Annotated in this window: 7 protein-coding genes and 1 tRNA gene; 4 read left to right on the forward strand and 4 right to left on the reverse strand. The window is 52.1% G+C overall.

The features are described 5' to 3' along the window. Positions 1-36: 36 nt before the first annotated feature. The 3 genes from rlmB to HMPREF3066_RS06680 all read right to left on the reverse strand — a co-directional run bounded on the left by rlmB (position 37) and on the right by HMPREF3066_RS06680 (position 1,893). The gene (gene rlmB, locus HMPREF3066_RS06670) at positions 37-786 is read right to left on the reverse strand and encodes a 23S rRNA (guanosine(2251)-2'-O)-methyltransferase RlmB (protein WP_003757497.1); all 750 of its coding nucleotides are present in this window, start codon (positions 784-786) and stop codon (positions 37-39) included. A 91-nt stretch (positions 787-877) separates the two neighbouring features. Beyond that, positions 878-1,186: an AzlD family protein gene (locus HMPREF3066_RS06675; RefSeq protein WP_070441380.1), complete on the reverse strand. Its 309-nt coding sequence runs from the start codon at positions 1,184-1,186 to the stop codon at positions 878-880. Further along, complete coding sequence (locus HMPREF3066_RS06680) at positions 1,183-1,893, reverse strand: AzlC family ABC transporter permease (RefSeq protein ID WP_070441383.1); 711 nt, start codon at positions 1,891-1,893, stop codon at positions 1,183-1,185. Before HMPREF3066_RS06680 ends, HMPREF3066_RS06675 begins: the two co-directional genes overlap by 4 nt. 346 nt (positions 1,894-2,239) lie before the next feature. On the opposite strand from HMPREF3066_RS06680, the gene dapA reads away from it, so the two are divergent. The 3 genes from dapA to HMPREF3066_RS06695 all read left to right on the forward strand — a co-directional run bounded on the left by dapA (position 2,240) and on the right by HMPREF3066_RS06695 (position 5,422). Further along, complete coding sequence (gene dapA / locus HMPREF3066_RS06685; RefSeq protein ID WP_039410710.1) at positions 2,240-3,121, forward strand: 4-hydroxy-tetrahydrodipicolinate synthase; 882 nt, start codon at positions 2,240-2,242, stop codon at positions 3,119-3,121. Positions 3,122-3,193: 72 nt separating this feature from the next. Then, entirely contained in the window at positions 3,194-4,321 is a 1,128-nt protein-coding gene (bamC, locus tag HMPREF3066_RS06690) for an outer membrane protein assembly factor BamC (RefSeq protein ID WP_070441388.1), read from the forward strand. Positions 4,322-4,615: 294 nt separating this feature from the next. Then, positions 4,616-5,422, forward strand: coding sequence for a DUF4198 domain-containing protein (locus HMPREF3066_RS06695; protein WP_070441390.1), 807 nt, complete (start codon positions 4,616-4,618; stop codon positions 5,420-5,422). Positions 5,423-5,516: 94 nt separating this feature from the next. On the opposite strand, the gene HMPREF3066_RS06700 is transcribed toward HMPREF3066_RS06695, so the two are convergent. After that, positions 5,517-6,077, reverse strand: a complete 561-nt coding sequence (locus HMPREF3066_RS06700) for a pseudouridine synthase (protein WP_070441392.1) — start codon at positions 6,075-6,077, stop codon at positions 5,517-5,519. Between the two features lie 165 nt (positions 6,078-6,242). Between HMPREF3066_RS06700 and HMPREF3066_RS06705 the strand changes: the two genes are divergently transcribed. Then, a tRNA-Ser gene (locus HMPREF3066_RS06705) sits at positions 6,243-6,335 on the forward strand. Positions 6,336-6,527: the final 192 nt, after the last annotated feature.

A 6,527-nucleotide genomic window follows, 5' to 3' on the forward strand; every position in this document is an offset into this window, starting at 1 on the left:
TGTGTAAACAACGCGACGATTTTCTACACCTAAGCCCTATTTCTCTGCCTTCAACACCCGTTGACGGCGCGTTTCGCTCAACACCATGCCTGCGCTGACGGAGACGTTCATGCTTTCGACTGTGCCGAACATGGGTATCGACACCAGCATGTCGCAATGTTCGCGCGTCAGGCGGCGCATGCCTTCGCCTTCGTTGCCCATCACCCATGCCGCGCTGTCGGGCAGGTCGCAATGGTAGAGGTCGGAATCGCCGCCCATGTCGGTGCCGATGATCCAGATGCCGTATTCTTTCAGCTCGCGCAGGGTGCGGGCGAGATTGGTTACGGTGATGTAGGGGACGGTTTCCGCCGCGCCGCAGGCGACTTTGCTGACGGTGGCGTTCAGTCCCGCGCTTTTGTCTTTCGGCGCGATGACGGCGTGTACGCCCATTGCGTCGGCGGTACGCAGGCATGCGCCGAGGTTGTGCGGGTCGGTGATGCCGTCGAGTATCAGCAATAGCGGCGGTTCGCTCAGGTTTTCCAATACGTCTTCGAGGTGGACGTGGTTTTTGGAAGCGTCGATAAACCCGACTACGCCCTGATGCCGTGCGCCTTTGCTGATGGCGTTGAGGCGGTCGGCGTCGGCGAAGTGTACGCGCACGTTTTCGTTTGCCGCTTTCTCCAACACGTCGCGCGTGCGGGCATCGTTTTTGCCTTCTTGGACGTAGAGTTCGGTAATCGATTTCGGGTTTTGCCACAGGCGGGCGTTGACGGCGTGGAAGCCGTAGATGAGTCTTTGGTTTGCCATGATTTTGCTTTATAAAAAATTTCAGACGACATTATAACAAGATAAGGTCGTCTGAAAGCAGGTGTAACCGGTTTCACTCAAATGCAGCCGCCTAGCGCATCAAATACCCCAACAGCCTAGAGCTGCCGACGCCGATCAACACGGTAACCAACATGGAAAACCTGCTTGCGGCAAACACGGTCAGCGCAATGGCAATCAACTCGTGCGGCTTGTCGGAAACGAAATAAGGCGCGATGACAGAAATCAACACGCAACCCGGCGCGGCTTCCATCACGATTTGTGCGCGGTGGCTTAAGGTGCGGTTGCGTAAAGCGAAAAAACCGATAAGGCGGGTGGAATACGTTACCGCCAGCATACTGGCAAACAGCAGGAACGACTGCCAAGAGAGCAAATCCTTCATTCCTTCTCTCCCCAAAGATAGGCGGCAAGCAGGCCGGAAATCGCACCCATCGGCACATACCAATGCCCGTCCACCGACAAATAAGTCCCGCCCGCCACAATCAGGCTGACAAACCACGGGCGTGCCGCCTTAAAGCTTTTCCACATACCCCGTAGCAGCACCAAAAACACGGCGGGAAACGCCATGCCGAAGCCCCATGCCGCAACATCGCCGAACATCGGTCCGAACGCCGCGCCAAACGCCGCAAAGCCAATCCAAGTGGTGTAGAGGATGAAACACACGCCCGCATAAAACGGCATATTGAATGCCGGCAGCCCCATCGCCTTGCGCTTTTGGATTTCCGCAAACGCCAGCGCCCAACTTTCGTCGCACATAAAAAACAGCGCGGGCATGGCTTTTTTCAGCGGCATATCCCGCATATAAGGCGCGATTGCCGCCCCCATCAAAATATGGCGCGAATTAATCATGAAGGTAACGGTAGCGATGATCAGTATCGGCAGCGGGTTTGTCCAAAGGTTGACCGCCGCAAATTCTGAGCCGCCGGCAAAGTTCATGCCCGTCATCAGCAGCATTTCCAGCCAACTCATCCCTTTCTGTCCACCTTGTACGCCGAGTATCAGCGCCCACGGCAAAAGCCCGATAAGCATGGGCGAACATTCTTTGATGCCGCGTAAAAATTCGGATTGCGGGGAATTTGGGTGTGTCATTTTGTTGAGAAATTTAAATAGAGTGTGAAGATGAAAAATGAGGGAAGGTATTATACACAGTCGGACAAACTTAAAAAGGTCGTCTGAAACGGGCTTCGATAAAGCAAAAATCATCGCCGCAAGACTTTAACACTTTTTAATCCTTGACAGGCATTTCACTATGAAAATATGCTAAATTTTTGATTAAAAACATCATTATTCATTAAGATAAACATTACGTTCAGCTTCGCACGGCTACCGTCCGGTCAAGATGTTTCACACAAACAACAAAGTAAGCTACAATTCCAAGCATTTCCTTCCCTTTAGAAGCAAACCCTCTTCCGCCCTACAAATAAAAGGTTTCCTTATGTTACAAGGCAGTTTGGTTGCCCTGATTACACCCATGAATCAAGACGGCAGCATCCATTACGAACAACTCCGCGATTTGATCGACTGGCATATCGAAAACGGTACCGACGGCATCGTCGCCGTCGGCACGACAGGCGAATCCGCCACCCTCTCCGTCGAAGAGCATTTAAGCGTAATCGAAGAAACGGTCAAACACGTCAACAAGCGCGTTCCCGTTATCGCCGGCACCGGCGCCAACAACACCCTCGAAGCCATCGCGCTCTCCCGCGCCGCCGAAAAAGCCGGTGCAGACTACACCCTCTCCGTCGTCCCTTATTACAACAAGCCCTCCCAAGAAGGCATTTACCAACATTTCAAAACCATCGCCGAATCCACCTCGATTCCGATGATTATCTACAATGTACCCGGCCGCACCGTCGTCAGCATGACCAACGACACCATCCTGCGCCTTGCCAAAATCCCGAACATCGTCGGCGTCAAAGAAGCCAGCGGCAACATCGGCAGCAATCTCGAATTAATCAAACACGCGCCCGAAGGTTTCACCATCCTTTCCGGCGATGACCCCACCGGCCTGCCCTTCATGCTCTGCGGCGGGAAAGGCGTTGTGACCGTTGCCGCCAATGTCGCCCCCAAACTCTTCGCCGATATGTGCCGCGCCGCCCTTGCAGGCGATATTGCGACCGCTCGTCAATTAAATGACCGCCTGATTCCGATTTATAACACTATGTTCTGCGAACCAAGCCCTGCCGCGCCCAAATGGGGCATCTCCGCATTGGGCAAATGCGACCCTTATGTCCGCCTGCCGCTCGTCCCCCTGACCGAAGCCGGACAGGCAAAAGTCCGCGCCGCATTGCAAGAATCCGGACAACTCACCGCATAAACCGCAAAGGTCGTCTGAAAACCGTTTTCAGACGACCTGCCGTTAACCCATCACATCCCACAGGAAACCAATATGACCTATATGAAACCTGTCGTCGTAGCAATCGCCCTGATCAGCATGACTGCCTGTTCGGGCAACAAAAAAGACCTGCCTAAGCTGGACTACCAAACCCAGACACGCAAAATCGTCAAATTAGAAGTACCGCCTGATTTGAACAACCCCGATCAAGGTAACCTCTATCAAATACCCGCAGGCAGCGGCGCCGTCCGCGCCAGCGACCTGAGCCGCCGCACATCGGCAACGCAACAAGCCGCGAATTCCGAAGCCCTCAAATCCGTCAAAGGCGTCCGTTTGGAACGCGACGGGAACCAACGCTGGGTTGAAGTCCAAGGCAAATCTCCTGCCGAAATTTGGCCTTTGCTGAAAGCATTCTGGCAAGAAAACGGTTTCGACATCAAATCCGAAGAACCCGGTATCGGTCAAATGGAAACCGAGTGGGCTGAAAACCGCGCGAAAATTCCGCAAGACGGCCTGCGCCGCCTCTTGGACAAAGTCGGCTTAGGCGGCATCTATTCCACCAGCGAGCGCGATAAATTCATCATCCGCATCGAACAAGGCAGAAACGGCACAACCGACGTCTTTTTCGCCCACAAAGGCATGAAAGAAGTTTACGCAGACAAAAACAAAGATACAACCACTTGGCAGCCTGCCGCCAACGATCCAAATCTTGAAGCCGCCTTTCTCGCACGCTTCATGCAATACTTGGGCGTCGATCAGCAACAAGCCGAAAATGCGCTGTCCCAAAGCGTCGCCAAACGCAGCGGCAACGAATTGGCGCGAATCGAAGGCAACACCCTGCTCGTCTCCGGCGACTACGGCCGCAACTGGCGCCGTACCGCGCTCGCCCTCGACCGCATCGGCTTGAATGTCTTGGGTCAAAACATCGAACGCCATGCTTTCTTGGTTCAACAGGCACCTAACGAGAGCGAAGCCGTTTCCACGAAAAAACCGGGCTTCTTCGGCCGTATGCTGGGCAAAGGCAAAAAAGTTGAGAAACCGGCCGCCTACCCCGAGATCATCGTATTCGTCGAACCTGTTAACGGCGGTTCGCGAATCCGCCTTCTCAACAAAGATGGCAGCGCATACAACGGCAGCGATGCCTCTACACTCCTCAGCCGCCTGCATACAGAACTGCGCTAATCCGCTTCTCAAAAAACCTCCTGTACGCAGGAGGTTTTTGTGCTTATCAAAAGCGACAAGCAAAATAAAGTTATTTCAAAAATAGATCTGTCAATTTATTGATTCAATTTAAAAATGAGTACACCATATTACTTCTAAAGCCGGTTAACGCTTAAACATCGGCTAAGCGAAAGGTCGTCTGAAAACAGAAATCCTGTTTTCAGACGACCTTTTTTTTCATGAACCCGTTTTGTTATAAATAAAATTGTTATATTATAACCAATCAAATTTCTACCCGATACATTTGGAGAACCCATGAAAAAAACCGCATTGTTCATCGCATCCGCACTCCTGTTCAGCACAACCGCCCAAGCACACCGCGTCTGGGTCGAAACCGCCCATACACACGGCGGCGAATACCTGCAAGCCGAATTGGGCTACGGCGAATTCCCCGAACTCGAACCCATCGCCAAAGACCGCCTGCACATTTTCAGCAAGCCCATGCAGCTGATTACCGAAAAAGGCAAAGAAAATCTGATTCAAAAAGGGACGTACAACTACCAGTACCGCAGCAAACTGCCTGTTAAAGACGGCAGCTACCTCGTTACCGCCGAATACCAGCCGACTTTCTGGTCTAAAAACAGCGCAGGCTGGAAACAAGCTAGCATCAAAGAAATGCCTGACGCCAGCTATTGCGAACAAACCCGAATGTTTGGTAAAAACATCGTCAACGTCGGCCACGAAAGCGCAGACACCGCCGTCATCACCAAGCAAGTCGGACAACATCTGGAAATCGTTCCGCTGGACAACCCCGCTAACGTCCACGTCAGCGAACGCTTCAAAGTCCGCGTCCTTTTCAACGGCGAACCGCTGCCGAACGCTACCGTTACTGCCACATTTGACGGTTTCGACACCAGCGACCGCAGCAAAACCCACAAAACCGAAGCCCAAGCCTTCTCCGATACCACGGACGACAAAGGCGAAGTCAGCATCATCCCCCTGCGTCAAGGCTTCTGGAAAGCCAGCGTAGAACACAAAGCCGATTTCCCCGATCAAAGCGTGTGCCAAAAACAGGCGAACTACACCACCATGACCTTCCAAATCGGTCATACGCATCATTAATATCCAATAACAAAGGTCGTCTGAAAACCGTATTGCAGGGTTTTCAGACGACCTTTCTCTTTATCAGCCAATTAATTTAATAAACAGCCATCCATCAAGGCTTATGCGGCGCAAACGTCCATTGCCCAAGCGCCAAGCCCAAATCGAATAGATTCAGACGACCTATCGCCACCCTGACCAAACGCAGGCACGGAAAACCCGCCTTAGCCGTCATCCGCCTGACCTGCCGGTTTTTTCCTTCCGAAATCCGAATTTCTACCCAAAAATCAGGCACGGACTTGCGCACGCGGATAGGCGGCACACGCGGCCACAAAACATCCGCTTCGCCCGTTTCCAACACGCGAACCTTTGCCGGACGCGTGACAAAATCCCCCAAATCCACTCCGCGCCGCAGCATATCCAGCTTCGCTTCGTCGGGCGAACCTTCAACCTGCGCCCAATAAGTTTTCTCCAGTTTAAACCTAGGATCCGCAATCCGCGCCTGCAAACGCCCGTCGTTCGTCAACAGCAGCAAACCCTCGCTGTCCGTATCCAAACGCCCCGCCGGATAAAAGTCCGGTAGCGCCACATAATCTTTCAAACACCCATACTTTTCATGCGCCGAAAACTGGCAAATCACGCCATAAGGCTTGTTCAATACGATTAAATCATTCATTTTCATCACATCCTGAAACCAAGCATGAATTGTACCAGCCGCCGCATACGGGCTACAATTTCATGCTTCTTTATATTTTATACAAATGATTTCATACGGTTAAAAAATACCCTCAGGCTCGGCTTGACACGTCCGAACCAAACCAGTATATTACGCACTTCCTTAGGAGTAATGGCTGAGAGGCTGAAGGCACTTCCCTGCTAAGGAAGCATGTGGGGTCAACCTGCATCGAGGGTTCGAATCCCTCTTACTCCGCCATCATACGAAAACCCGTCGATTATCCGACGGGTTTTCTTTATTTCCCCATGAAACAAAAAGCAGTCATATCACCCCACGCAATCGGGGCTAAGAACAACAGATAGCAAGTAGCTCATCCTAACCGAATATCCCTGCGATAAACTCCTTGTCAGATCCGGTTTATATATAGTCAATTAAAAACAAAATGGTACA

The organism is Neisseria sp. HMSC03D10 (assembly GCF_001807625.1).
In the GTDB taxonomy this organism is placed as follows: domain Bacteria; phylum Pseudomonadota; class Gammaproteobacteria; order Burkholderiales; family Neisseriaceae; genus Neisseria; species Neisseria mucosa.

Coding starts and splice junctions, on each gene's coding strand:
- bamC (WP_070441388.1), top strand. CDS start 3,194: ATGACCTATATGAAACCTGTCGTCGTAGCAATCGCCCTGATCAGCATG.
- HMPREF3066_RS06700 (WP_070441392.1), bottom strand. CDS start 6,077: ATGAATGATTTAATCGTATTGAACAAGCCTTATGGCGTGATTTGCCAG.
- dapA (WP_039410710.1), top strand. CDS start 2,240: ATGTTACAAGGCAGTTTGGTTGCCCTGATTACACCCATGAATCAAGAC.
- HMPREF3066_RS06680 (WP_070441383.1), bottom strand. CDS start 1,893: ATGACACACCCAAATTCCCCGCAATCCGAATTTTTACGCGGCATCAAA.
- HMPREF3066_RS06675 (WP_070441380.1), bottom strand. CDS start 1,186: ATGAAGGATTTGCTCTCTTGGCAGTCGTTCCTGCTGTTTGCCAGTATG.
- HMPREF3066_RS06695 (WP_070441390.1), top strand. CDS start 4,616: ATGAAAAAAACCGCATTGTTCATCGCATCCGCACTCCTGTTCAGCACA.
- rlmB (WP_003757497.1), bottom strand. CDS start 786: ATGGCAAACCAAAGACTCATCTACGGCTTCCACGCCGTCAACGCCCGC.